The organism is Acinetobacter pengchengensis (assembly GCF_982235305.1).
Genome location: NZ_CEVATJ010000001.1, coordinates 2,529,758 through 2,554,854, shown reverse-complemented (window position 1 = coordinate 2,554,854; position 25,097 = coordinate 2,529,758). Strand labels below are relative to the sequence as shown.

21 protein-coding genes and 2 tRNA genes are annotated in these 25,097 nt (G+C 43.0%); 17 read left to right on the top strand and 6 right to left on the bottom strand.

The window, feature by feature from the left end; translation table 11 throughout:
* Positions 1–241: 241 nt before the first annotated feature.
* Positions 242–1,903 carry an energy-dependent translational throttle protein EttA gene (ettA, locus tag AC0T5Z_RS12380; RefSeq protein WP_005263915.1) on the top strand — a complete coding sequence of 554 codons (1,662 nt, stop codon included), beginning with the start codon at positions 242–244 and terminating at the stop codon, positions 1,901–1,903.
* 77 nt (positions 1,904–1,980) lie between these two features.
* Here ettA and AC0T5Z_RS12375 read toward each other — a convergent pair whose 3' ends face one another.
* From AC0T5Z_RS12375 to AC0T5Z_RS12355, 5 genes are all read right to left on the bottom strand, one after another.
* Positions 1,981–2,322, bottom strand: a complete 342-nt coding sequence (locus tag AC0T5Z_RS12375; protein ID WP_291340483.1) for a hypothetical protein — start codon at positions 2,320–2,322, stop codon at positions 1,981–1,983.
* Positions 2,323–2,475: 153 nt separating this feature from the next.
* Positions 2,476–2,551, bottom strand: a tRNA-Glu gene (locus AC0T5Z_RS12370).
* Between the two features lie 36 nt (positions 2,552–2,587).
* Positions 2,588–2,663: transfer RNA gene (locus AC0T5Z_RS12365), tRNA-Ala, on the bottom strand.
* Between the two features lie 57 nt (positions 2,664–2,720).
* On the bottom strand, positions 2,721–4,229 hold the full coding sequence (gene gltX, locus AC0T5Z_RS12360) for a glutamate--tRNA ligase (protein ID WP_435336945.1): 1,509 nt from the start codon (positions 4,227–4,229) through the stop codon (positions 2,721–2,723).
* 141 nt (positions 4,230–4,370) lie between these two features.
* Entirely contained in the window at positions 4,371–4,658 is a 288-nt protein-coding gene (locus AC0T5Z_RS12355; protein WP_291340481.1) for a hypothetical protein, read from the bottom strand.
* Between the two features lie 503 nt (positions 4,659–5,161).
* On the opposite strand from AC0T5Z_RS12355, the gene AC0T5Z_RS12350 reads away from it, so the two are divergent.
* The 8 genes from AC0T5Z_RS12350 (at position 5,162) to AC0T5Z_RS12315 (ending at position 14,378) form a co-directional block, all read left to right on the top strand.
* Positions 5,162–6,175 (top strand): sulfate ABC transporter substrate-binding protein, encoded by a 1,014-nt coding sequence (locus tag AC0T5Z_RS12350; protein WP_435336946.1) that lies wholly within the window; start codon positions 5,162–5,164, stop codon positions 6,173–6,175.
* A gap of 197 nt (positions 6,176–6,372) precedes the next feature.
* Positions 6,373–7,284, top strand: a complete 912-nt coding sequence (gene rsmH / locus AC0T5Z_RS12345; RefSeq protein WP_435336947.1) for a 16S rRNA (cytosine(1402)-N(4))-methyltransferase RsmH — start codon at positions 6,373–6,375, stop codon at positions 7,282–7,284.
* 11 nt (positions 7,285–7,295) lie between these two features.
* Positions 7,296–7,625 (top strand): cell division protein FtsL, encoded by a 330-nt coding sequence (ftsL, locus tag AC0T5Z_RS12340; RefSeq protein ID WP_372238848.1) that lies wholly within the window; start codon positions 7,296–7,298, stop codon positions 7,623–7,625.
* Positions 7,626–7,637: 12 nt separating this feature from the next.
* Positions 7,638–9,461: a penicillin-binding protein PBP3 gene (ftsI, locus tag AC0T5Z_RS12335; RefSeq protein WP_435336948.1), complete on the top strand. Its 1,824-nt coding sequence runs from the start codon at positions 7,638–7,640 to the stop codon at positions 9,459–9,461.
* 10 nt (positions 9,462–9,471) lie between these two features.
* A complete protein-coding gene (locus tag AC0T5Z_RS12330) occupies positions 9,472–10,965 on the top strand; it encodes a UDP-N-acetylmuramoyl-L-alanyl-D-glutamate--2,6-diaminopimelate ligase (protein ID WP_435336949.1) in 1,494 nt (497 codons plus the stop codon).
* A gap of 9 nt (positions 10,966–10,974) precedes the next feature.
* Positions 10,975–12,384 (top strand): UDP-N-acetylmuramoyl-tripeptide--D-alanyl-D-alanine ligase, encoded by a 1,410-nt coding sequence (locus tag AC0T5Z_RS12325; RefSeq protein ID WP_435336950.1) that lies wholly within the window; start codon positions 10,975–10,977, stop codon positions 12,382–12,384.
* Complete coding sequence (gene mraY, locus AC0T5Z_RS12320) at positions 12,385–13,503, top strand: phospho-N-acetylmuramoyl-pentapeptide-transferase (RefSeq protein ID WP_291340475.1); 1,119 nt, start codon at positions 12,385–12,387, stop codon at positions 13,501–13,503.
* Positions 13,504–13,574: 71 nt separating this feature from the next.
* Positions 13,575–14,378, top strand: coding sequence for a putative RNA methyltransferase (locus tag AC0T5Z_RS12315; RefSeq protein WP_435336979.1), 804 nt, complete (start codon positions 13,575–13,577; stop codon positions 14,376–14,378).
* A gap of 71 nt (positions 14,379–14,449) precedes the next feature.
* On the opposite strand, the gene ponA is transcribed toward AC0T5Z_RS12315, so the two are convergent.
* Entirely contained in the window at positions 14,450–17,002 is a 2,553-nt protein-coding gene (gene ponA, locus AC0T5Z_RS12310; RefSeq protein WP_435336951.1) for a penicillin-binding protein PBP1a, read from the bottom strand.
* Between the two features lie 169 nt (positions 17,003–17,171).
* Between ponA and AC0T5Z_RS12305 the strand changes: the two genes are divergently transcribed.
* Genes AC0T5Z_RS12305 through AC0T5Z_RS12270 form a run of 8 tightly spaced genes read left to right on the top strand, consistent with a single transcriptional unit; the run spans position 17,172 to position 24,832 of the window.
* Positions 17,172–18,230: a pilus assembly protein PilM gene (locus tag AC0T5Z_RS12305; RefSeq protein WP_278518700.1), complete on the top strand. Its 1,059-nt coding sequence runs from the start codon at positions 17,172–17,174 to the stop codon at positions 18,228–18,230.
* Positions 18,230–18,865: a PilN domain-containing protein gene (locus tag AC0T5Z_RS12300; RefSeq protein WP_291340472.1), complete on the top strand. Its 636-nt coding sequence runs from the start codon at positions 18,230–18,232 to the stop codon at positions 18,863–18,865. Before AC0T5Z_RS12305 ends, AC0T5Z_RS12300 begins: the two co-directional genes overlap by 1 nt.
* Positions 18,862–19,572, top strand: a complete 711-nt coding sequence (locus AC0T5Z_RS12295) for a type IV pilus inner membrane component PilO (RefSeq protein ID WP_435336952.1) — start codon at positions 18,862–18,864, stop codon at positions 19,570–19,572. Before AC0T5Z_RS12300 ends, AC0T5Z_RS12295 begins: the two co-directional genes overlap by 4 nt.
* Complete coding sequence (locus AC0T5Z_RS12290; protein ID WP_291340470.1) at positions 19,572–20,096, top strand: pilus assembly protein PilP; 525 nt, start codon at positions 19,572–19,574, stop codon at positions 20,094–20,096. Before AC0T5Z_RS12295 ends, AC0T5Z_RS12290 begins: the two co-directional genes overlap by 1 nt.
* Before the next feature lie 60 nt (positions 20,097–20,156).
* A complete protein-coding gene (locus AC0T5Z_RS12285; RefSeq protein WP_435336980.1) occupies positions 20,157–22,298 on the top strand; it encodes a type IV pilus secretin PilQ in 2,142 nt (713 codons plus the stop codon).
* 37 nt (positions 22,299–22,335) lie between these two features.
* Positions 22,336–22,878, top strand: a complete 543-nt coding sequence (gene aroK, locus AC0T5Z_RS12280; RefSeq protein WP_435336953.1) for a shikimate kinase AroK — start codon at positions 22,336–22,338, stop codon at positions 22,876–22,878.
* A gap of 19 nt (positions 22,879–22,897) precedes the next feature.
* Entirely contained in the window at positions 22,898–23,977 is a 1,080-nt protein-coding gene (gene aroB, locus AC0T5Z_RS12275) for a 3-dehydroquinate synthase (RefSeq protein ID WP_435336954.1), read from the top strand.
* 9 nt (positions 23,978–23,986) lie between these two features.
* A complete protein-coding gene (locus AC0T5Z_RS12270) occupies positions 23,987–24,832 on the top strand; it encodes a hypothetical protein (RefSeq protein WP_136143667.1) in 846 nt (281 codons plus the stop codon).
* Positions 24,833–25,097 lie beyond the last annotated feature (265 nt).

Here is a 25,097-nt window from a genome sequence, read left to right as displayed (position 1 = left end):
ATTTTATTGAAATAAATATATGAAATATTCATATATCGACCTGGATTTGAGTCGTTTATTTTACTGAAAACAACTGTTTAAAAAAACATCATCAATAAACTTGTAACAATGCATTGAAGTTCATGGCAATGGCTTATGTTTTCGCAGCTTTCTGCGTATAATACCCGATTATTTTTTCGCTCATTAGAGCAGGGGCTGCTCATCTGAGCCCCAGATTTGGTTTTCTATTGAGGAGTCCTACGTGGCCCAATATATTTATACGATGAACCGAGTGTCGAAAATGGTTCCGCCTAAGCGCGAAATCCTGAAAGACATCTCTTTATCATTTTTCCCAGGCGCTAAAATTGGTGTGCTTGGTTTAAACGGTGCAGGTAAATCTACCTTGCTTCGTATTATGGCGGGCGTAGATAAAGATTTCTCTGGTGAAGCACGTGCGCAACCGGGTATAAAAATCGGTTATCTTGAGCAAGAACCACCTTTAGATGAAACTAAAGACGTTCGTGGTAACGTCGAAGATGGTTTACGTGAACCGCTTGATGCCTTGGCACGTCTGGATGAAGTCTTTGCTGAATATGCAGCAGAAGATGCGGATTTCGATGCACTTGCGAAAGAGCAAGAGAAGCTTGAAGCGATTATCCAGACTTGGGATGCGCATAACCTTGCGAACCAGATGGATCAAGCAGCTGCAGCATTGAACTTGCCTGCTTGGGATGCAGATGTATCTAAGCTTTCAGGTGGTGAACGTCGTCGTGTGGCGCTGTGCCGATTACTTCTGTCTAAACCAGATATGTTACTTCTAGACGAACCAACGAACCATTTAGATGCTTCATCTGTATCTTGGTTGGAACGTTTCTTGAAAGACTTCCCGGGTACCATCGTCGCTATTACGCATGACCGTTACTTCTTGGATAACGTTGCTGAATGGATTCTGGAGCTTGACCGTGGTATGGGCATTCCGTATCAAGGTAACTACTCTTCTTGGCTTGAGCAGAAAAATGCCCGTTTAGAGCAAGAGAACAAGCAGGAAGAATCTTTTGCTAAAGCATTGAAAAAAGAACTTGAATGGGTTCGTTCTAATGCCAAAGGTCAGCAAAAGAAAAACAAAGCGCGTATGGAGCGTTTTGAAGAGCTTAACTCGCGCGAATTCCAGCAACGTAACGAAACTTCTGAAATCTACATTCCACCTGGCCCACGTCTGGGCAACAAGGTTGTAGAAGTTGAAGGCATCAGTAAATCGTTTGGTGATCGCTTACTGTACAAGGATTTAACCTTCACAGTACCACCTGCTGCAATTGTGGGTATCGTGGGTGAGAACGGTGCGGGTAAAACCACGCTATTCCGTATGATGACTGGCGAACAGCAACCAGATACCGGTACGGTAACGCTGGGTGAATCGGTTAAAGTGGCTTATGTCGGTCAGATCCGTGACACGCTAGACAACAACAAAACGGTTTGGGAAGAAGTGTCTGGTGGTTTAGATATCTTGAAGATTGGTGATTACGAAATCGCATCTCGTGCGTATATCGGTCGCTTTAACTTTAAAGGCCAAGATCAGCAAAAGCGCGTAGGTCAATTGTCAGGTGGTGAGCGTAACCGTTTACAACTTGCGAAAATCCTGCAAATGGGTGCAAACGTGATCTTGCTGGATGAACCATCGAACGACTTGGACATCGAAACCTTGCGTGCACTTGAGGATGCCATTCTGGTATTCCCGGGTACTGTGATGGTGATCTCGCATGACCGTTGGTTCCTGGATCGTATTGCAACGCACATCTTGTCATTCGAAGGTGAAACACCTGAATTCTTCACTGGTAACTATGCTGAGTTTGAAGAATATCGCCGTAAGCGTGATGGTGATGATCTTGTAGCCAAGCGTCAAAAATATCGCAAAATCGGTGTTTAATCATCTCCGACTTTTGTAAATAAAAAAACCAGCCTCAGGGCTGGTTTTTTTATGTTTATTATATGGTGGAGGGTAAATTAGATTTCCCACTCATGATTACATTCACGGCATTTCCATTGTTTTTGCGACTGCATAAAAGCTTGCATAGAAATTTTAAAATCAGGCAAATCTCGGTAGAACAGGAAACCTGCAATCACACACAGTACAAATACCGCTACAGTAATGCTTTGTAAGGCTGTACCTGCACCATCACCAAAAATCCACATGGCAATACTGATCAAGACAAGAAGTAATAAGACAAATACCGCTGGAATAAGCATCACCAAGCTTTTTGGCACCACAGGACGTGGTGTTGCTTGTCCTGCCTGCGCAACAGGCATGATTTTTGGGCTTTGGCATTTAGGGCATCGGTATTGCATTACAACTCCAAAATTCTAATCTGATCGTTATTCTAACCAAATGTACAGCAAATCAAAAACAGTCTGTCAGAAAACAGGGCAATAAAAAAGCCCAAGTCATTGCTTGAGCTTTGTTATAAGATGAAAAAAATAGATTTATATTCATCTTGAATATGGCGTCCCTACGGGGATTCGAACCCCGGTTACCGCCGTGAAAGGGCGATGTCCTAGGCCTCTAGACGATAGGGACTTGATGAGGCAACACAGGTAAAGCCTGAATTAAACTTGGTGGAGTCAAGCGGGATCGAACCGCTGACCTCTACAATGCCATTGTAGCGCTCTACCAACTGAGCTATGACCCCAGTCTGTGTGAGCGCAATATTAGGGCTATTGCGCTTACACGTCAACAAAAAAATGAATTAAGCAGGATCAATTGCATTATTTTTCGGCAATTTGATGCTTTCATTCAGTTTTTCCCAGACTTTCACTTCTTTTTTGCTTGGTCCGCCAACCACTTCTAAGGCATGACGTAAACGCGCAAAGGTCAGATCAGGGCCAATGGTGACCATGGTTTGCATTACAGGTGTAGATGCGGTTGAACCTGCAATTGCAATAAAGAATGCAGGCATGAAATCACGCAATTTGATTTCCATTTGGTTCGCTAAATCCATCAGGGTTTGGCTTACCGTGTCGTTGTTCCAAGTAAATAGACTTTCTAAACGCCAAATTGCAAATTGCAGGCTTTGGCGCACTTGTTCTTCAGACAGTTTTTTACTTTCAAACTGTTGCTTGCTCAAAGTTGGGAAGTGGTTGAAGTAATGTGCAGACCAATTAACTGCTTCTGAGAGCAAATGAATACGTGGTTGAATCGCGGCAGCAATCTCTTCCAATTTGGCACGATCTGCTTTCCAAGCCAATAAGGTGTCTAATAGTTCAGCAGGTGAAAGTGCTTTAATCCATTGACCATTTAGCCAATTGAGTTTTTCCACATCAAAGATAGGGCCGCCTAATGAGACACGTTGAATATCAAAGTGTTCAATCATTTCGGCCAAGGTGAATTTTTCGCTTTCATCGGGCATTGACCAGCCCATGCGACCTAAATAGTTCAGCAACGCTTCGGGTAATACGCCAATGTCTTTGTAGTAGTTAATTGAAGTCGGGTTTTTACGTTTAGATAATTTTGATTTGTCTGGGTTGCGCAACAGTGGCATGTGGCACAACACAGGCATATCCCAACCAAAATACTGATAAAGCAATTGGTGTTTCGGTGCCGATGGAATCCATTCTTCACCACGAATCACGTGGGTGATTTGCATCAAATGGTCATCGACCACGTTTGCTAAATGATAAGTTGGCAAACCATCTGTTTTCAGTAGAATTTGCATATCGACTTGCGCCCATGGAATTTCCACTTCACCGCGCAGCATGTCATTAAATTTACATACGCCTTCGGATGGCACTTTCATACGAATAACATGCGCTTCGCCTGCGGCTAAACGACGCTGCACTTCATCTGCAGACAAGTTTAAACCACGACCATCGTAGCGCGGGCTTTCACCACGTGCTTGCTGTTCTGCACGCATTTGATCTAGTTCTTCGCTAGTAGCGAAGCAATAGAAAGCATGTCCTTGTTCAACCAATTGCAAAGCATATTGCTTATAAATATCCATACGTTCAGATTGGCGATACGGTGCATGCGGGCCGCCTACATCTGGACCTTCTGCCCAATTTAAGCCTAACCAACGCAATGAATCCAAAATCATTTTTTCAGACTCAGGGGTTGAACGCAGTTGGTCTGTATCTTCAATACGAAGAATAAATTCACCACCGTGTTGTTTGGCAAAACATAAGTTAAACAAGGCGATATACGCTGTTCCCACGTGCGGGAAACCAGTAGGAGAAGGCGCGATACGAGTACGAACAGTCATAAGCAAAAATTAATTCAAAATGTAAATTGCAACCATTATAACGAAAAAGCCCAAGTACTTAATGTTAAATTCAACATTCTGTACTTGGGCGTTTCAACTGCATTTGAAAAGGGGATCAAAGGCAGTGAGTTTGATGCAGGCTTATGAGTTGCCTTGCGGGAATAAGGCTTGTACGAAACGGCTAAAACGCTGATTTTGTAAGGCAAAGAAATTTTGAGTTGGAGCGACATGAATAGAAGTCAGCACTTTTAAATCATTATTTGATTCAAACTTTTGCTTGTCTGCCTGTTTTTGTTGGGTAATGGCTTTTTCAATTAAAGAGCCTTTTTCCGCAGTTAAATTGGTTTTACTTTCAGCAGACTTGATCACGGCACTGTGACCGACTGTACTTAAACTGAGTAATGCTGCGAACATGAGTTTAGATTTCATCTTGATTCCCCCCTTTCCTTTATGAATGAACTCACAATTTATAAATTGTTTTAATCACCTTAATATTTAATCACAAGAATCATAACAAAAGTAGACTTAAGTCACACTTTTAATAAAATCTGTATCATTATTTACTCACTATATACAGGTTTTTCCAATGATCCTTGATTTAGAACATGTTGTAACAAACAACTGTGGAGATATCGTGAAGATTTTTACAAAAGTCACAATAAAATTAATTTGAGAAGGTTGGTTTGATGTGATGTTGTTTATTTTGCCATTAAGTTTGAAAATGGATCAAATTTTTATTCACTTTTCATATATCTAATTCATAAAAAGGTATAAATTTTGAATAAACGCTGTATCTTAAATTAAATTGAATAAAAACAAATAAATAAAGCTGAATTTATTGAGTTTAAAGATTTTTTTGTATTTTTTACAAATTGCGCAGTGCCTAAGCATTACATATATTGAGTGACAGATTAAAAGTGATGTGTATTGTGATGAAAACTCAATTGAAAGCTTTATTGACTGCTGCTCTATTGGCAACAGGTTTAGCTGCAACGACTGCTCAGGCTGCAGATCGTCAGTTTTTAAATGTATCGTATGATGCAACCCGCGAATTTTATGATGAATTTAACAAGTCGTTTGGTGGGTACTGGAAAAAACGTACAGGTTTAGACGTAAACTTTAAACAATCACATGGTGGTTCGGGCAAGCAAGCGCGTTCAGTGGTCGATGGCTTAAAGGGCGATGTTGTCACTTTGGCATTGGCGAATGACATTGAAGAAATTGTAAAGTCAGGTCAAATCCAAGCAGGTTGGCAAAAAGAATTTCCTCATAACTCTGCGCCTTATACCTCGACCATCGTCTTTATGGTGCGTAAAGGCAATCCGAAAAACATTAAAGACTGGAATGACTTAACCAAACCAGGCGTACAAATTATTACCCCTAACCCGAAAACAGGTGGTTTGCCACGTTGGGTGTATTTATCGGCTTGGGGTTATGCAGAAAAGCAGCCGGGCGGCTCTAAGGCCAAAGCGCAAGAATTTGTGGGCAAGATGTACCACAATGTAAAAGTGATGGATTCGGCAGCACGTGCGTCGATGACTACATTTGCTGAACGTGGCATTGGTGATGTGTTGTTGACTTGGGAAAATGAAGCCCTTGTAACTTTAAAAACCTTAGGCAAAGACAAGTTTGATATTGTTTATCCATCTATTTCTATTTTGACTGAACCTTCGGTGGCAATTGTAGACCGTACAGTAGAAAAAAATGGCAATAAATGGTTGGCGACAGGTTATATCAACTATTTATATTCACCTTTAGGTCAGGAAATGGCAGCTAAGCATTTCTACCGTCCACGTAATGAAAAAGTTCTTGCAAAATATGCAGCGCAATTTCCGAAATTAAAAACTTTCACCATTGATGAAGTGTTCGGTGGTTGGGAAAATGCACAAAAAACCCATTTTGTGAATGGTGCGATTTTTGACCAAATTTATAATGCTAAGCGTTAAGCACATATTCATTTCTGTCTAATCTTTGATTGGATTGGCGCACAAAAAAATCTCTACGGAGATTTTTTTGTGCTTTAAAAAAGTCAAAAACGGTTTTCCCTATGAAAAGTAATATTTATCTACAAAAAGACGTTTGGAGCTTTGCCAAAACAAGGTAATAATGTGCAGTTACATTTTAGCTGTATTGATTGAACCTTATGTCGCATATTTCTGTATTACTTCATGAAACTGTTGATGCCGTGTTGGCAGATCGCAATACAGGAATTTATGTTGATGCCACCTTTGGACGAGGTGGGCATACGCGTTTATTATTAGCTAAATTGGATGCGCAAGCACGAGTCTATGCCTTTGATAAAGATCCACAAGCTTTGGCAGTGGCAGCAGAATTGGCGCAGCAAGATTCGCGCTTTCAAATTATTCATGCCAGTTTTGCCGATATGCAGCAAGCGTTGAATGATTTGGGTGTCACTCAGGTCGATGGTCTGATGGCCGATTTAGGCGTGTCGTCACCACAGCTAGATCAGGCAGAACGCGGTTTTAGCTTTATGAAAGATGGCCCGCTTGATATGCGAATGGACAATTCACAAGGTCCGACTGCAGCAGAGTGGTTGGTGGATATTGAAGAAGAAGCCTTAGCCAATGTAATTTTTCAATATGGTGAAGAGCGTTATAGCCGCCGTATTGCCAAAGCCATTAAACAGGCGGGTTATATTGAAACCACCGCACAATTGGCTGAAATTGTAAAAGTTGCCCATCCGAAGTGGGAAAAAAATAAACACGCTGCAACACGTACTTTTCAGGCAATTCGTATTGCGATTAATAAAGAGTTGGAAGATATTGAAAACTTCTTGCCACAGGCGGTTGAGGTGTTAAAACCCGAAGGTCGTTTGGCTGTAATTAGCTTCCATTCTTTGGAAGATCGTTTAATTAAACAGTTTATTCAAAAAGAATCGAGCTTGCCTGAAGATTCAGGTTGGGGCTTGCCACAACAGCAACAAGATACACGTCGATTGAAAAAAATCTCACGTGTGCGTGCCAGCGATGAAGAAGTCAAAGCCAATCCACGCTCACGCAGTGCATGGCTACGTGTTGCAGAACGATTAGCTTGAACAGGCCAATAATGAAAACTGAAAGCGTTGAAAAAAATCAATCTCAAGTGCGACTGAAAAAAATGGTTGCCTATTTTATTTTATTGGCGCTGGTGTTTATCAGCGCGATTATGGTGGTGTTTCAGGTGTTTGAATATCGCCATGATTATCGTGAGCTGAGTTCTTATATGCGTGAGCGAGATGACTTAAATGCCGAATGGGGGCGTTTGCTAATTGAACAGCAGACCTTTGGTGCAACTGCACAAATTGGCACTCGTGCGGTTACACAATTGCGCATGTATTCACCACCTGCACAGCAAACGGTAGTGATTTCTTTGCCTACAACTTCAGCACAACAATAAGGCGAGTTGCACATGGTAGATACGCGCAAAAAGCAAACCCGAAAGAAACAGCAATCGGTAACTGGAAAAAATGCCATTCATGTAGAAATGTGGCGTTTTTACTTAATGTGGGCTGTGGTACTGCTGGTGTTCGTGGCACTGGTGGGGCGTGCGTTTTATGTGCAAATTGTGAACCATGACTTTTTACAGAATAAAGCCAATGCGAATATTTTAAGAACAGAAAAGATCAAAGCCATGCGTGGGGTGATTTATGATCGCAACGGTGTGCCTTTGGCAATTAGTACCCCTGTAATGAAAGTGGTGATTGATCCACGTGATTATTTTGATAATAAAAAACTGTTTGAAGAAATTACAGCCGATTTAGCAAAAAATCCGACCAGTCGTAAATTGCAACGCCAATTGCCAGATAAAAACCTAAATTTAGATGAACTTGCCGATGCGGTGGGGATGGATCGTCAAGAACTTAAAAATAAAATGAACGAGCGTCCACGTTCACGTTATTTGGTTTTGCAAAAAGAAGTGCCACCGCAACAGGCAGAGTTGATTCTGAAGCGTAACTTCCAAGGGGTATATACCGAAAAGAACTATAAGCGTTATTACCCGCAGCCACAGCCGAATGCACAAATTATTGGTTTGACCAACAGTGAAGGCACAGGCATTGAAGGCTTGGAAATGCAGCTTAATACCCGCTTGGCAGGGGTAGATGGTGAACAACAAATCGTACGTGATAAAAAAGGTAACCGTGTCAAAGACCCCGAAGTGGTGAAGGAGGTTGAACCGGGTGAAAATATTACCCTGAGTATCGACTCACGTTTGCAATATATTATGTATCGTGAATTGACTGCGGCAGGGGTAGCAAATAATGCCCGTTCAGCTACAGCAATTGCGGTAGATGTTAAAACCGGTGAAATTTTAGCGATGACCAGTTGGCCGTCGTATAACCCGAATGATAAAAAAAGTTTGTCCAATAAAGATGCCATGCGTAACCGTGGTGCGGTGGATTCCTTTGAACCAGGTTCGACCATGAAGCCTATCACTGTGGCAATGGCACTGGAAAGTGGCAAATATTCACCGAATACCGTGGTCAATTTAAGTGGTGGCTCAATGCGGGTGGGCAATCACACCATCCGTGATACTCACAACTATGGCTCACTGACTTTGGCGGGGATTATCCAAAAATCATCTAACGTAGGTGTGGCGAAAATAGCTTTATCTTTACCGTATGCTACCTTACCGACTTTTTATAAGCGTTTAGGATTTGGTGCGCGTTCGGCGGTGAAATTTCCAGGTGAAAGCGCAGGTTTAATCTTGCCGCCAAGCAAATGGAATGTGTCGGAAGTGGCGACCATGTCTTATGGTTATGGTTTGAATGCCACTGTGCTGCAATTGGCAGATGCTTATGCCATGCTTGCCAATAAAGGCGTAAAAATGCCGCTGAGTTTATATAAATTAGAAGAACAGCCCAAAGGCGAACAAATTGTAGATGCTAAAATTGCTGACCAAGTTCTACTGATGATGGAAGCAGTAACTTTGCCAGGTGGTACAGCACGTCAAGCCAATATTCCAGGCTATCGAGTTGCAGGTAAAACGGGAACAGCGCATAAACTTCGTGCAGACCGCAAAGGCTATTCACAGACTGAATATCGTGCCTTGTTTGCTGGGGTTGCGCCAGTCAGTGATCCGCGTTTAGCCATGGTGGTCGTGGTAGAAAATCCAAAAGGACAGTATTATGGTGGTTTAGTGGCAGCGCCTGTATTTGCTCGTGTGATGCAAGAATCTTTACGTTTAATGAACGTACCTTTAGATAAACCTTTAGAAACTCCAAACATCCAATAACAGGTGACGCATGTCTATCAGCTTTCAACATATTTATCGCAGTTCTTGCGTTGCAGATTGGATGACACAAGACTTTCAGGGCTTTCAACTTGACAGCCGCCATGTTACAGCAGGGCAAATTTTTATTGCCCTTACTAGTTTGTCGCAGCCTGAAAAAACCGCACAATTTGCACAAGCCGCTTTAGATCAAGGGGCTTTGGCGGTGATTTCGGAAACTGAACTGGTAGTTGCCAATAATTTGGTGGTGCCTGATGTGCGTCAGCGCATGGGACACTGGCAAAAACAATATTTACAAGCGCGACAGCCTATACCTTTGGCACGTATACTTGCCGTCACGGGTACCAATGGTAAAACCACCATTTCACGTTTAATTGCCGAATTGTTGATGTTGCAAGCTCAACGCTGTGCGGTAATGGGTACCACAGGCAACGGAATTTTGCCTAATTTGGAAGCTTCAACGCATACGACTTTAGATGCCTTGCAACTGCAAAATGCTTTATACAGCTATGCACAACAAGGCGCAAAATTTGCCGCAATTGAAGCCAGTTCACACGGTTTGGAGCAAGGGCGCTTAAATGGCTGCGATATTGAAATTGCGGTATATAGCAACCTCAGCCGTGACCATTTGGATTATCACGGTACTTTAGAGGCGTATGCTGCAGCCAAAGCGATGCTGTTTCAGTTTGCCAGTTTAAAAGTGGCTATTATCAATTTAGATGATGAATATGCAGGGATCATGTTGCAAGCGGCTCAACAGAATCCTGCACAACCAAAAATTTTGACTTATTCCACGCAGCAGACGGCAGATTATCAAGCACAGCAGATTGAATACAGTCTGAATGGTGTACGTTTTCATCTCCAAACTGCTACGGCAGAATATGTGGTGCAAAGTCCGTTGCTCGGACATTTTAATGTTGAAAATTTGCTGGCGAGTTTAATTGCCGCAGAGCAAGCAGGTTTTGCATTGCCAGATTTAATACACACGACTGCACAACTCAAAGGTGCACCGGGGCGTATGCAAGTGTTGCGTGATGCAGAGCGTTTATTTGTAGTGGATTATGCGCATACGCCAGATGCCCTAATTCAAGTGTTGCAAACTCTAAAACGTCATGTCAGCGCACAGCTTTGGGCGGTATTTGGCTGTGGTGGAGATCGAGATCGTGGCAAGCGCCCACTGATGACCCAAGCGGCATTAGATTATGCCAATATTGTGCTTTTGACCTCAGATAACCCGCGTACAGAAGATCCTTTGCAAATTTTTGCCGATATGCAGACAGGTGTCGATTTATCGGTGGCACAGAGCCATGAAATTCATGATCGTCGTGAAGCGATTAAATATGCCGTCAATCATGCACAGTCAGGTGATATTGTCTTGATTGCAGGCAAAGGCCATGAAAATTATCAAGAAATAGATGGGGTAAGACACTGGTTTGACGATGTGGTTGAAGTGCAATCTGCGATTGATGCACAACATTGTTCAGCTTCTGCTTATCCTGCCCAATAAGGAATTTGTATGCACACTTCCACCACCAGTACCGCAATTTTAGAACCTTGGACTGTCGAACAACTCCAACAAGCAACACAGGGTCATTGGTTCAATGGACAAGCACCGCAAGGTGACATTAAACGTATTTTGACCGATTCACGCCATGCCGAAGCAGGCGATGCCTTTTTGGCTTTAAAAGGTGAGCGTTTTGATGCGCATGACTTTGTGGCACAAGTGGCGACACAGGGCTGCTCTATGGCAATTGTCAGCCAGCCTGTCGATGCGGATATTTGCCAATTGGTGGTGCCTGATACCCGTTTAGCCTTGGGACACTTGGGCGCATTTCGTCGTCAGCAACATCCACAATTAAAAGTGATTGCGTTAACCGGTAGTAGCGGTAAAACCACCACCAAAGAAATGCTGGGTAGTATTTTGTCACGTTTGGCACCGACTTTAATTACCCGTGGCAACCTGAATAATGACTTGGGTGTGCCGATGATGTTATGGGAGTTGAATGCAAACCATCAATATGCAGTGATGGAATTAGGCGCCAGTCATCAAGGTGAAATCGATTACACTTCAAACTTGGTGCAGCCGCAGGTGGCAGGCATTATCAATATTGGTACTGCGCATTTGGGTGAATTCGGTGGGCGTGAGGGTATTTGTCGGGCTAAGTCTGAAATTTATGCACATATTGCCCCACAAGGCACAGCCATTATCCCTGCTGCCGATGATTTTGCCGAACAGATTCAGCAAGCGGTTCAGTCAGAACAGCGTCTAAGTTTTGGCGAAGGCGGTGATGTGTTTGCGACAAACATTCAGTTGCAGCCACAATCGGCACGTTTTTGTTTAAATACCGCACAAGGTATGCGTCAGATTCACTTGCCATTTGCGGGTGAGCACAATGTACAAAATGCTACGGCTGCTACCGCTTTTGCACTGGCAATTGGCGTGAGTTTAGATGATATTGTCGCAGGCTTGGAGCAGGCGCAAGGCGCAAAAGGTCGCTTGAACTTTATTCAGCAAGGCGCACATTTATTCATTGATGACACCTATAATGCCAATCCAACTTCTATGCGTGCTGCAGGCGAAGTCCTTGCACAGCAAACAGGTGTGCGGGTTATGGTCATTGGTGATATTGGTGAACTTGGCAATAGCGCAGCACAACAGCACTATATGTTGGGGCGTGATTTGGTGTCTATTCATGGCATCAACTTTGTGGTGGCGGTGGGTGAATTTGCACCTGCGATCCAAGAAGGTGCACGCAGTACCCAATATGGAAAAAAATTACAGGCTTTTGTCACTCAAGAACAAGCCTTGCCGTTTTTAATTGATCTGGTAAAAACACATCAACCTCAGTCCATGAGTTTCCTATTTAAAGGTTCTCGATATACCCATATGGAAACGTTGATGGCTGCATTGATGGAGAGAATTTAAATGCTGTTATGGTTATTTGAACAGCTGGCGGGCTATCACAGTTCGTTTCAAGTGGTTCGTTATTTAACATTACGTTCATTACTGAGTGTATTGACTGCGCTTGGCATCGGTTTGGTGCTAGGCCCTGTGATGATTCGTAAACTGCAAGCATTAAAATACGGTCAAGCAGTCAGCTCTTATGCACCTGAAGGGCATGCCAAAAAAATGGGTACGCCAACCATGGGTGGTGTATTAATCCTGCTTTCCATTGGTATTTCGACTCTATTATGGGCAGATTTATCTAACCCTTATGTCTGGATTGTACTGGCGGTCATGGTCATTTTTGGCGCTGTAGGCTGGGCAGATGACTGGATTAAAATTCGTTACAAAGACAATGCGGGTTTGCCTGCGCGTAAAAAATTCTTCTGGACTTCGGTCGCATCATTGGGTGCAGGTATTGCGTTGTATGTGATTGCAACCCAACAGCCAAATCCTGCCCAAACTGCAGATATGTTGGATGTGTTGATTCCATTCTTTAAAGATTTCAGTATTCCTTTGTCACTAATTCCACTCGGTATTGGCTTCATTATTTTTACCTATTTGGTCATTAACGGTGCCTCAAATGCAGTCAACCTGACCGATGGTTTAGATGGCTTGGCGATTATGCCAATCGTGTTGGTTGCAGCAGGTTTGGGTGTATTTGCCTACTTGGCGGGGGATGTTCGTTTTGCTGATTATCTGCATATCCCTTATGTGAAATATGCGTCTGAGTTGGTGGTAATCTGTGCCGCAATGATTGGTGCAGGCTTAGCCTTCTTGTGGTATAACGCGCATCCTGCACAAGTTTTTATGGGCGATGTCGGTGCACTATCTTTGGGGGCAATGCTAGGTACGATTGCCGTCATGGTGCGTCATGAAATCGTATTTGCGATTATGGGCGGTGTGTTTGTGGTTGAAGCGATTTCGGTCTTCCTGCAAATTGGTTCACTCCGTATGCGTAATAAACGGGTATTCTTAATGGCGCCTTTGCATCACCACTATGAAAAGAAAGGCTGGCGTGAAACTCAAGTGGTGATTCGCTTCTGGATTATTACAATTATGTTGGTGGTTTTAGGTTTAATGACCTTAAAATTACGTTAGGCCTATCCAACCGAAAATTTTAAAAGTCGGCACTCGCCGACTTTTTTATGTGGTCCACTCTGGAGAAAATGATGAATTTGCTGATGTGTCCTGTGTGTCGTCAGGTATTGCAACTGCACGATCGAACATGGCGTTGTGCCAACAATCACAGTTATGATGTTGCAAAACAAGGCTACGTCAATTTGCATCTGGTGCAGCATAAGCACAGTAAAAATCCAGGGGATACAGCTACTTCGGTACAGGCGCGTCGCGCATTTTTAAGTGCAGGGCATTATGCACCCTTGCAACAGGCAGTGGTGCAAAAAATTCGCAGCTTACGCATCGAAAATTTGCTGGATATTGGCTGTGGCGAAGGCTACTACACTGCTGCTATGCAAGGTGAGGTGTTGCAATGTGTCGGGGTGGATATTGCCAAGAATGCCGTACAAGTGGCGACAAAACTGAATCCCGCAGTGACTTGGGTAGTGGGGACAGGGGCAACTTTGCCTGTTTTGGAACATTGTATTGATTTATGTAGCAGCTTGTTTAGCCCAATTCCACAACAGGAAATTTTGCGAGTCTTAAAACCACAAGGCTATTTATTAGTGGTGACGCCTGCGCCAGAGCATTTATTGGCGATGCGTCAAGCTTTGTTTGAAGAGGTAAAGCCACATGAGCCTGAAAAATTTATCACCCAATTACAAGATGCCTTTGATTTGGTTGATGCCAGTGTGGTGGAAACACCATTACAGCTCAATCAAAGCGATTTAATTCATTTAATTGCTATGACACCTTATGTCTATAAAGCCAAAGCAGAGCGCCGTCAGACATTGGAACAGCAAACCCAGTTTGACGTGACAGCACAGCATCAAATTTATCTGTTTCAGAAAAAGTAAGTTTGAATAGCCCATAAAAAAAGCCCTCATCTTTGCGTAAGAGGGCTTTTTTTATGGCTGCTTGTCTGTTGTTACAAGACTTCGTCAATTAAGTTTTCTAAGGCATCGGGAGCAGGTTTGGGTGCTGTATTCGGTTTGGCAGGGCTGTTGTTTGGCGCTTGCATGGCAGGCGGTGCGGCGTTGTCAGGAATTAACACTTCCTCGCCTGGTAAATCGTCAAAATCAAGCTCAGGCGCACGAACTGGCGCAACAGGTGCAGGTCGATACAATGGTCGTGCCAATGGCGGTGAAGCACGATAATCCAGCTGCTGTTCTGCACTCATTTGATTGAGTTCACGTTGTGGCGCTTTGGCTTTGCTGTCTAAACTGACCCAGGCTTCAGGTGTGCCTTTGAGTGCATTGCCCATAAAATCTGTCCAAATTGGCAGCGCTGCGACACCACCATATTCACGACGTCCTAAAGTGGTTGGTTGGTCAAAGCCGACCCAAGCTACAGTCACCAGTTTAGCATTGAAACCTGCAAACCAAGCATCTTTGGCATCGTTGGTGGTTCCTGTTTTACCGCCAATATCACCACGACCAATTCTCAGCGCAGCACGTCCTGTACCGTGTTGAATCACGTCACGTAAAATATTGGACATATCATATGCCGAGCTAGATTTTAAAATACGTTGTGCCTGTTTGTACTGACTACGCTCTGCCAATAATTTTGGATCTTGTTCCGCTTGAGCCAGTTTTTTATTGGTCACTTCAATCACTTCATCATCTGGCGTGGTGGCTTCGGCACTTTCAAGCGTTTGTTCTTTGGTGTTAATACAAGCAATACACGCATATTCAGGATTGGCTTGATAAATCACCTTGCCATAAGCATCTTCAATACGGTTAATGAAGTGCGGTTGAATACGGTAACCCCCATTCGCAAAAGTGGCATAGCCCGTAGCCATTTGAATAGGCAAAACTTGTGGCGTACCCAATGCAATGGTGTAGTTACGCGGAATTTGATCTTCCTGCAAACCAAAATCCATGAATAGTTGGCGGGTACGCTCAATACCGACTTCTTGTAATAAACGTACCGAAACCGTGTTACGAGATAAATAGAGTGCACGTCGTAACGGAATCATGCCTAAATGACGACCATCGGAGTTACGTGGTGACCATTTACCAATGGTGATTGGACTGTCATTGACCATAGTATATGGTGTCATACCACGCTCTAAAGCCAGTGCATACACAAAAGGTTTAATGGTAGAACCTGGTTGGCGCCAACCTTGTAAAGTACGGTTGAATTTGGATTGATAGAAATTATATCCACCTACCAATGCTTCAATGGCGCCGTTATTCGGGTTAATTGCGACCAATTGACCTTGCACTTTTGGTACTTGTACTAATGACCAAGCGGTTTTATTTTCATTTGGACGTAAACGGACAATATCTTTGACTTTTACAATCTGTGCCGCACGACTTGGCGCATTGCCTACACTATTGGCGTTGCGATAGGGACGCGCCCAAGACATGCCTGACCACGGTACAGTAACCGTTGTTCCATCTTGCATCAACGCTTCAAAAGAATTATTGAGTACTTTGCTAACTTGCGCAGGGTAGGTATTGGCATAAGCACGAAATTCATTCAGCGGTTTGTCATGTGCCTCTGCACCACGCCATCCATGACGACGATCATAGGCTTCTAGACCTTCTTGCACCGCCTGTTCAGCATACATCTGACGTTTGCTGTCTACCGTCGTGTAAACTTTATAGCCCGAATCAACCGCTTGTTCGCCAAATTTACTGACCAGTTCAGCACGTACCATTTCACCAATATATGGATGTTTATTGCTAATGCTACGGTCTGGCATATCTAAATTAATGGTTTCAGCAATCGCTTTTTGGTACTCATTTTGGTTGATATACCCTAATTGCAACATGCGTCCTAAAATCCAGTTGCGACGCTCTAAAGCACGTTCAGGATTGACGACAGGATTGTAGCGTGAAGGTGCTTTAGGTAAGCCTGCAATCATCGCCATTTGTGCAATCGACAGTTCTTCTAGGCTTTTGTTGTAATAAATTTTGGCAGCTGCCGCGATACCATAAGCATTTTTACCCAAAAAGATTTTATTAACATATAAGGTTAAAATTTCTTCTTTGCTCAGGTTTTGTTCAATTTTACGTGCTAAAAAGATTTCGGTAAGTTTGCGCTTTAAGGTGCGTTCAGGACTGAGATAATAGTTTTTTGCCACCTGCATGGTAATGGTCGAGCCGCCCGTTTGCACATTGGAGCCTGTTACCGCCTCGCTCACCGCGCGTCCCAAACCTTTGAAGCTGATTCCACTGTGTTCAAAAAAAGCAGAATCTTCAGCTGCCAAGAACGCAAAAATGAATTTTTCAGGAATATTTTCATAATCGACAGGCACAGAAAGCTTGCCGCCATACTCAGCAATCAGCTCATTATCGGCACTATAAACCTGCAACGGTTTTAATAATGGCGCTTTTTTTAAGGTGGTCATTTCTGGCAAAGATGGGGCAATATAGAGATACATGCCATAGAAACCCATCGGTATTGCGACCAAAATTATTATAATGATCAAAAAAAATGGATGAACACGACCCGAACAAGATAGCTTTTTCATAACAAGTGCGTTTTAATAAGAGCTAATAGCAAACTAATTGCTGGTCAGTATAGCGAGTAGACTTACGGATTGTTAGATGAATTATTGTATCCGTAAAAAATTATAGACCAGCGCGCATTAGTAGGTTAAATTTTTTTGGGGATAAAAAAATAATAGGAATGGTATTATTGTGCGTAGGTTATATCGTAAGCCAAGTAAGGGGTTAATAGGTGTAGATATTAGTTCTACTTCTGTTAAGTTATTAGAACTCTCTGTGAAGAATGGTAGATACTGGGTCGAGAGCTATGCGTTGGTTCCACTTCCAGAAGGCAGTGTGGTTGAAAAAAACATTCTCAATCCAGAAGCAGTCGGGGATGCGCTTGAACGTGCATTGAACTTAGCAAACACGCAATCTACATCTGCAGCATTTGCAATTCCAACCTCAATGGTGATTACCAAAATCATTGAAATGGATGCAGATATGACCAGCGATGAGCGTGAAGTTCAAATTCGTATGGATGCCGAGCAATATATTCCATTCCCATTAGATGAAGTCAGCCTAGACTTTGAAGTCCAGCCAGACCGTTTGGCTAATCCAAACCGCGTCAATGTGTTGCTGGTTGCGACACGTTTAGAAAACGTAGAAGCACGAGTAGAAGCTTTGGACTTGGGCGGCTTGACAGCAAAAATTGCCGATGTCGAAAGTTTTGCCATCGAAAATGCCTTTAAAGTGTTCTCCGATACTCTACCAATGGGTGTGAACACCATTGGTATTTTGGACATTGGTCATACCATGACTACCTTGTCGGTGCTACAAAATAACAAAATTATTTATACCCGCGAGCAAACTTTTGGCGGTAAACAGCTGACACAAGAAATTCAAAACCGTTATGGTTTGTCGTATGAAGAAGCAGGGCGCGCCAAAAAAAGCCGTACTTTGCCAGATGACTACGATGTAGAAGTGCTCGAGCCGTTCTTAGAAGCGGTGGTGCAACAAGCTGCACGTTCATTGCAGTTCTTCTTTTCTTCTTCACAATTTAATGAAATTGATCACATTTTATTGGCAGGGGGGAATGCCAATATTCCAGGTCTTGCGAAGTTGTTGCAGCAAAAACTGGGCTACCGTGTGACCATTGCCAATCCATTCTTGCAAATGGGCTTCTCTCCACAAATCGACATTAAAAGAATTGAAAGTGATGCACCGTCATTGATGGTGGCATGTGGTTTAGCAATGAGGAGTTTTGATTAATGGCAAAGATTAACTTACTCCCTTGGCGCGATGAGCTAAGAGAAAAACGAAAAAAAGAATTTATTGTATTTTGTATTGTAGCGGCGGCTGTTGGGGCGTTATTGGTGGCTTTAGCGTGGTTCTTCTATAACGCGAAGTTACAAGATCAAGAACAAGCCAATCAATTGGTGATCAGCACCAACCAAAACCTAGATGTACAATTAAAATCTTTAGAAGGCTTGCAAGAACAGCGTAATGCTATTGTTGAGCGCATGAAGCTGATTCAGGGTTTACAAAGTCAGCGTCCGATTGCTGTGCGTTTAGTGGATGAATTGGTACGTGTGACACCAAGCAATATGTACTTAACCAAAGTGAGTCGTACAGGCAATAAATTCACTTTTGAAGGCAAGGCTGAAAGTCCAAATACTGTGGCTGAATTCTTGCGTAATTTGGAAGCATCGCCTTGGTACCGCAATGCATTTATGAATTCATTCTTAGCCAAAGAAGAAAATAAAGATAAAGCACCAAGCTCTGTGGTTCCTCGTGTAGAGGAAAGTTACGGTACTTTTGTAGTGACTTCAGATTTAGAAGAAATTGCAATTCCAGTAACACCAACAGAACCTAATCCAACATCAGCAGCGGGGGCAGCACAATGAGTCTCGATGAATTTGATGAAGTAAATCAGGATGCTGCTGTTGCTCCGAAAAAGAAAATGACTGTTGAAAAGTTTTTTCAACAGTTCAATACCCTAGATCCAAACAATTATGGTGCTTGGCCGCTTTCGGTCAAAATTACCTGCTGGATTTTTATTACTTTCCTGATTTTGGCTTTAGGTTATTTTGTTGTGATCAAGCCAAAGTTAGATGCCATTGCAGCAGCACATGCACAAGAACAAAACTTGTTAAATGAGTTCCGCGAAAAAGATTCTAAATTGCGTAATTTGCAGCAATATCAAGCACAATTACAAGAAATGGAAGCGAACTTTAATCAACAACTTGAACAATTGCCAAAAGAAACTGAAATTCCAGGCTTGGTTGAAGATATTAACGTGACCGGCGTGAATTCAGGTTTAAAGTTTAAAAACATTCGTTTAGAGAACGAGATTAAACAAGAGTTCTTTATCGAACAGCCAATTTCAATTGAAGCAACAGGTGATTACCATGCCTTTGGTTCATTCGTGAGCGGTACAGCAGCATTGCCACGTATTGTGACCATGCACGACTTTGAAATTGTAGCGACTGAAAATACAGACAAGAAAACTGATATTCCGCAAGTAACCTATAAAGCGCAAGCAAAAACTTATCGTTATGTAGGCAGTGCAGATACACAAACTGCGGCTAACACTGCTGGAGGGGCACAGTAATGAAAATTGAAAAGCTTTCGTTAGCCCTGTTGGCAACTGTGTTAATGGTAGGTTGTGATTCTCGAATTGATGCAGTCAATGCACAAATGGCTGAAATCCGTAATCAGCCACCATTGCCGATTGAGCCTGCACCCGTGTTTGAGCCTGCGCCAACATTCAATTATGCAGCACACCAGCTCAAAAGCCCATTTATGCCTAGTTCATTGGCGGCAGAGCTTAAAATAATGGCAGGGAAACGCGTTTATCCGAACCTTGCTCGCCAGTTACAACCCTTGGAAAATTACGCACTTGAGTCACTGACCATGAAAGGCAGTATGCGTCAAAATGGTAAAATTTTGGCACTGATTCAAACACCAGACGGTGAAATTGAGCGTATCCAGCGTGGTAGCTATATGGGGATAAATCATGGTCGTGTAGTAAATATTACACCTACACAAATTGATTTAATCGAAATTATTCCAGATGGTCGTGAAGGTTATGTAGAGCGTCCAAGAAGTTTGGTTTTAATTGGGCCTGCGCCATAAATTAAAGGAATAAAAATGAATAACAGTGTGAAAGATTTTATTTTTGGGGATGGTAATACAATGAATAATTTGTTCCGTCAGTTTTCAATGGGTGCAATCGCAATGGCCGTGATGCAAGTGGCCAATGCCCAAGTCAGCATTACCAACATCGTACCCATGCAAATTCCGGGACAGGGCACCGAAATTCGTGTCATGTTTAATGGTTTGCCACCTCAACCTGCTGCATATCAGCTGGAACAACCTTCCCGCTTGATTCTAGATTTTGATAAAGCACAACAAACCCTGAAACAAAACAGCGTTGCTGTTGCGACCAAAGAAGCCAGCTCTGTAGAGGTAAGTTCAGATGCACAGCGTTCACGTTTAACTGTGAATTTGGCAGATGCGGGTGCATTCACCACGCGTGTTGAAGGCAATACCTTTATTTTAAAAATCAACTCAAAAACGGCAACCCCTGTGGCTGCCGTGACTGCTCAACGTAGTGCGCAAGGCGTTTCGAATATTGGTTTCCAGCGTGGCGGTGAAGGCGAAGGTCAGGTGGTGATTGATCTACTCGGTAGCAATACGCCTGTAGATGTGCAGCAGCAAGGCAGCAAAATTGTGGTACGTACTTTAGGCAATAAAGTACCTGCACATTTGGCGCGTCGTTTAAATGTCAATGACTTTGCAACGCCTGTTTCGACCATTGATGCACACAATGATGGCAGCAATGGCGTGATTACTATTCAGGCTGCAGGCAGCTATGAATATATGGCGTATCAAGCAGAAGACAAACTAACGATCAGCTTAAAACGCCCAGTCGATAAAAACCCGTTTAAGCCACGTGCAGCACAAAGCTACACAGGTAAAAAGATTTCATTGGATTTCCAAGACATTGAAGTGCGTCGTGTATTGCAGTTATTGGCTGATTTCACAGGCATTAACATGGTGGCAGCAGACACCGTGCAAGGCAACATTACCTTACGTTTAAAAGATGTGCCTTGGGATCAGGCTTTAGATATTATCCTGAAAAGCAAAAACTTGGATAAGCGTCGTAATGGTAACGTCATCTGGATTGCGCCTGTTTCTGAGTTGATTAAAGCCGAAGAAGAAGAAGCCAAAGCGATTGCACAAAGTGTGAAACTGGCGCCATTGCAAACTGAATATATCCAATTGAACTATGCTAAAGCGGCAGATATTGAGAAGCTGATTACTGACGGTAAAAATGCTTCTAACTCACGTAGTGGTTCCAACACAAGTTCAGGTACTGACCCATTAGGTGATAGCGTGGGGAGCTTGCTCAGCCCTCGCGGTACAGTGTCGGTAGATCCACGTACCAATACCTTAATCATTAACGATACTTCCGCTAAAATTGATCAGATTCGTCAGATGATTGATTTGCTTGATGTGTCTGTGAAGCAGGTGATGATTGAAGCACGTATCGTACGTGCAACCACAGATTTCACCAAAGAGATGGGTGTGAAGTGGGGTATCTTGTCACAAGGGATCACCAACAATAATCACTTGTTGGTCGGTGGTAGTGATACGACTTTGTGGAACTTGCGTGAACCAGAAAAAAATGAAGATTTAGGTGGCTGGAAGTATGATATTGAGCGTCCACAAAACCTGAATGTCGATTTAGGTGTGACCAGTGCAGGTGCGAGCCGCATTGCTTTTGGTTTAATCAGCTTATCTGACTTTATGCTAGATTTGGAATTGTCTGCATTACAAGCCGATGGTTACGGTGAAGTGATTTCGACACCAAAAATCCTGACTGCAGACAAGCAAAAAGCCAAAGTTGCATCGGGTACTCAAATTCCATACCAATCTTCTGAAGGTGGGGGCGCTAATGCTGTCTCGACCACAGAATTTATTGATGCGACTTTAAGTTTGGATGTGACTCCAAGTATAACGCCAGATGGCAAGGTGCAAATGCAATTGAATATCACCAGTGACTCACCAGGTGCGCCTACACCAACCGGTCAGCTCACGATTAACAAGAACGCCGTGAATACCAACGTTTTGGTAGATAATGGTGAAACTGTGGTCTTGGGTGGTATTTTTGAGCAACAAACGGCTAACTCACAAACAAAGGTTCCATTCTTAGGCGATATTCCTTATATCGGACGTTTATTCCGTAAAGATGTTAAGTCGGAAAACAAACGTGAGTTGCTGATTTTTGTTACACCACGAATTGTTAATGACAGTGTTTCAAGAAATCATTAATATATTTTTAATTTAAACAAAATTTATAGGTGACTCCTTGCTAAGCAAAGAGTTTGACACCCTACCAAATATCTATTTGGTAGGGCCGATGGGGGCAGGTAAGACTACTGTAGGACGCCATTTGGCGGAATTGTTAGGGCGTCAATTTCTAGACAGCGATCATGAAATTGAACGTAAAACTGGCGCTACGATTCCTTGGATTTTTGAAAAAGAAGGCGAACAAGGGTTTCGTGGTCGTGAAACAGCAGTCATTGATGAGTTAACCACACGGCATAATCTTGTACTTGCTACAGGTGGTGGTGCGGTAACTCAAGCCCCGAATCGTGACTTCTTAAAACAACGCGGTATTGTTGTTTATCTGTATACCCCTGTTGAAATTCAACTTCAGCGAACCTATCGCGACAAAAATCGTCCGTTACTTCAAGTCGAAAATCCCGAACAACGACTACGTGATTTGCTTGCAGTGCGTGATCCGTTGTATCGTGAGGTGGCACATTATATTATTGAAACCAATCAGGGTGCTGCGCGAGATTTGGCGCAAAAAATCTTAAATACGATTGTTTCAGAGCAAATATCTTAGGTAGAAAGCGACTCTTTTCATGCAGACTTTACATGTTGAACTCGGCGATCGCCGTTACCCTATTTTTATTGGTAGTGATCTTCAGCCTCAAGCATTACTTGCACCTTATATTCTAGGACAGCAAGTCATGATTGTGACCAATACCACGGTTGCAGCTTTGTATTTAAGTCACTATGTGACGGCTGTTGAAGCACTGGGCAAAAAAGTGGCAACCTGTATTTTGCCTGATGGAGAACAATACAAAGATATTCAGCATCTGACTCTTATTTTTGATGCCTTACTAGAAGCAGGTTTTAACCGCGACTGTACAGTGCTGGCTTTGGGTGGTGGCGTGATTGGCGATATGGCAGGCTTTGCTTCGGCAAGCTTTCAGCGCGGGGTGTACTTCATTCAAGTACCAACCACTTTATTGTCGCAGGTCGATTCAAGTGTTGGTGGCAAAACAGGGATTAATCATCCACTGGGTAAAAACATGATTGGTGCATTTCAGCAACCCCAAGTGGTGCTGGCAGATATGTCGCAACTGAATACTTTGCCTGAGCGTGAGCTTTCTGCAGGCTTAGCCGAAGTTATTAAATATGCACTTTTGGGGGATGTTGAGTTTCTAGAATGGCTGGAAAAGCATATGGAAGCGTTAGTGGCACGTGATCCTGTTATATTGGCAGAAGCGGTATATCGCTCATGTGCACATAAAGCACGTATTGTTGCCAATGATGAAAAAGAGCAAGGTGAGCGCGCTTTATTGAATCTTGGGCACACCTTTGGGCATGCAATTGAATCTTATTTGGGTTATGGTGAATGGTTGCATGGTGAAGCCGTGGCGACAGGGATGGTGATGGCCGCTGATTTATCGCAGCGCATGGGCTGGATTTCTTCCGAAGATCTAGAGCGTACAAAAAAAATCATTTCTCGTGCCAATTTACCGATAGTATGTCCGCAAATTCCACTGGACAAGTTTTTGGCTTATATGGCACATGATAAAAAAGTGTTGAATGGTCAATTGCGTTTGGTGCTCATGAAGCAATTGGGTCAAGCCATCATCACCAAAGAGTTTGACTTAGAATTGATGAAACAGGCAATTTTAGCCAATCAAGCATAAAGGCAGCATATGACAGCACTGCGGACACACTGGCAAAAAATTCAACAGTCGATTTGGTTGCTGGGCGCGGTGCTGTGTTTATTGGCGGCACTGATTTTTTGGGCGGTGACTGACCGCGAGGAACTGGTTGAAATTGAAAAACAACCTGAGTCTGAAATTGCACTGCAAATTCAACCTGAAAAGGTTGCTGCAACCACCTATTTGGGTGGTTTACAAGAAGAAGTTCGACCTTTGGAGCTCACCACGCGATTAACAGCTTCAGGCTTGCATGAGGCTGAATTTCGCGGTACTAAATTTATTCAGGAACAAAAAAATAACAGCACAATTGAACTGTTTCGGGTCAGTGATGAAAACATCATTAAAAGTTTTATTAAAAAGCAAACAGATCGGAGCAAGCTGTTTTATATCCGTTTAAGCGGTGAGGGGCAGGTTGAACAATATGTGATGCTATATGGCAGTTTTGGCAATAAACGTGAAGCTGCACAAACCTTAACCGCATTGCCATTTAAATTTCCTGAAACCATTCAACCCGTAGTGGTGCAATTTGCAGATTATCGTCCTTATGTCAATGATTTAGGGGCAGATGAAATGGGATTAAGCACCAAATTATATGCAGTAAATTTACGTCCTGCAGCTGTGCCTACAATAGATGAAAGTGTTTTAGCGCGTCCACCTGCAACCTCAACGACTGCACCGAGTACGCAGGCTGTTGCCCCACAAAATAGTACCACCAGCACCACGATTACCCGCCGTGATCAGGAGGGTAATGTCGTGGATGTACAAAAATCACAAAGTGGTACAGCACCAACTCAGCCAGATGCACCTGAACCTGAAGTGCGCGACCCTTTTAACTAATCTTAAACACTTCCAATATTCTTTTAGCTTCATTTAGGTCATTCAAACCATCGCTTGCCTTTATTTGTTCTATCCATTTTGTCTATGATTCGGATTGAGCTATTCTGGCTCAATTGCACCAATTTGATCAAAAAAACTACTCTTCTCCCGAATAAATGTGTTCTAAAATGGCGCAGCATGGTGTACAAAAAGAATCAAGTGCACAAAAACAGTGCGAATTTGACTTAAAAAAGCGATTTTATTTTACATTTATGCGCTGAATGCT

Excerpts from the sequence above, each read along its gene's own strand:
- AC0T5Z_RS12375 (WP_291340483.1), bottom strand. The coding sequence starts at position 2,322 with ATGCAATACCGATGCCCTAAATGCCAAAGCCCAAAAATCATGCCTGTT.
- gltX (WP_435336945.1), bottom strand. The coding sequence starts at position 4,229 with ATGACTGTTCGTACTCGTATCGCGCCTTCTCCTACTGGTTTCCCGCAC.
- AC0T5Z_RS12355 (WP_291340481.1), bottom strand. The coding sequence starts at position 4,658 with ATGAAATCTAAACTCATGTTCGCAGCATTACTCAGTTTAAGTACAGTC.
- AC0T5Z_RS12350 (WP_435336946.1), top strand. The coding sequence starts at position 5,162 with ATGAAAACTCAATTGAAAGCTTTATTGACTGCTGCTCTATTGGCAACA.
- rsmH (WP_435336947.1), top strand. The coding sequence starts at position 6,373 with ATGTCGCATATTTCTGTATTACTTCATGAAACTGTTGATGCCGTGTTG.
- ftsL (WP_372238848.1), top strand. The coding sequence starts at position 7,296 with ATGAAAACTGAAAGCGTTGAAAAAAATCAATCTCAAGTGCGACTGAAA.
- ftsI (WP_435336948.1), top strand. The coding sequence starts at position 7,638 with ATGGTAGATACGCGCAAAAAGCAAACCCGAAAGAAACAGCAATCGGTA.
- AC0T5Z_RS12330 (WP_435336949.1), top strand. The coding sequence starts at position 9,472 with ATGTCTATCAGCTTTCAACATATTTATCGCAGTTCTTGCGTTGCAGAT.
- AC0T5Z_RS12325 (WP_435336950.1), top strand. The coding sequence starts at position 10,975 with ATGCACACTTCCACCACCAGTACCGCAATTTTAGAACCTTGGACTGTC.
- mraY (WP_291340475.1), top strand. The coding sequence starts at position 12,385 with ATGCTGTTATGGTTATTTGAACAGCTGGCGGGCTATCACAGTTCGTTT.
- AC0T5Z_RS12315 (WP_435336979.1), top strand. The coding sequence starts at position 13,575 with ATGAATTTGCTGATGTGTCCTGTGTGTCGTCAGGTATTGCAACTGCAC.
- ponA (WP_435336951.1), bottom strand. The coding sequence starts at position 17,002 with ATGAAAAAGCTATCTTGTTCGGGTCGTGTTCATCCATTTTTTTTGATC.
- AC0T5Z_RS12300 (WP_291340472.1), top strand. The coding sequence starts at position 18,230 with ATGGCAAAGATTAACTTACTCCCTTGGCGCGATGAGCTAAGAGAAAAA.
- AC0T5Z_RS12295 (WP_435336952.1), top strand. The coding sequence starts at position 18,862 with ATGAGTCTCGATGAATTTGATGAAGTAAATCAGGATGCTGCTGTTGCT.
- AC0T5Z_RS12290 (WP_291340470.1), top strand. The coding sequence starts at position 19,572 with ATGAAAATTGAAAAGCTTTCGTTAGCCCTGTTGGCAACTGTGTTAATG.
- AC0T5Z_RS12285 (WP_435336980.1), top strand. The coding sequence starts at position 20,157 with ATGAATAATTTGTTCCGTCAGTTTTCAATGGGTGCAATCGCAATGGCC.
- aroB (WP_435336954.1), top strand. The coding sequence starts at position 22,898 with ATGCAGACTTTACATGTTGAACTCGGCGATCGCCGTTACCCTATTTTT.
- AC0T5Z_RS12270 (WP_136143667.1), top strand. The coding sequence starts at position 23,987 with ATGACAGCACTGCGGACACACTGGCAAAAAATTCAACAGTCGATTTGG.